The sequence below is a fragment of the Staphylococcus devriesei genome (genome assembly GCF_002902625.1).
GTDB lineage: Bacteria > Bacillota > Bacilli > Staphylococcales > Staphylococcaceae > Staphylococcus > Staphylococcus devriesei.
Map to the genome: position 1 here is coordinate 1 of NZ_PPRG01000125.1, position 343 is coordinate 343.

General features: G+C 52.8%; 4 tRNA genes. All 4 read left to right on the forward strand.

Features of this window, described 5'->3' with window-relative positions:
* Positions 1–9: 9 nt before the first annotated feature.
* The 4 genes from CD147_RS11930 (at position 10) to CD147_RS11945 (ending at position 332) form a co-directional block, all read left to right on the forward strand.
* Positions 10–85: transfer RNA gene (locus CD147_RS11930), tRNA-Thr, on the forward strand.
* Positions 86–90: 5 nt separating this feature from the next.
* Positions 91–163, forward strand: a tRNA-Lys gene (locus CD147_RS11935).
* A gap of 9 nt (positions 164–172) precedes the next feature.
* A tRNA-Leu gene (locus CD147_RS11940) sits at positions 173–254 on the forward strand.
* A 3-nt stretch (positions 255–257) separates the two neighbouring features.
* Positions 258–332 (forward strand) — tRNA-Gly (locus tag CD147_RS11945).
* Positions 333–343 lie beyond the last annotated feature (11 nt).

Below are 343 nucleotides of genomic sequence, written 5' to 3' on the forward strand. Positions count from 1 at the left end.
AACTTAATAGCCGGCCTAGCTCAATTGGTAGAGCAACTGACTTGTAATCAGTAGGTTGGGGGTTCAAGTCCTCTGGCCGGCACCATTTAAGAGCCATTAGCTCAGTTGGTAGAGCATCTGACTTTTAATCAGAGGGTCAGAGGTTCGAATCCTCTATGGCTCACATGTATACGCGGGTGTGGCGGAATTGGCAGACGCACTAGACTTAGGATCTAGCGCCTTACGGCGTGGGGGTTCGACTCCCTTCACCCGCATACGCGGAAGTAGTTCAGTGGTAGAACACCACCTTGCCAAGGTGGGGGTCGCGGGTTCGAATCCCGTCTTCCGCTCCATTATTTTGCCG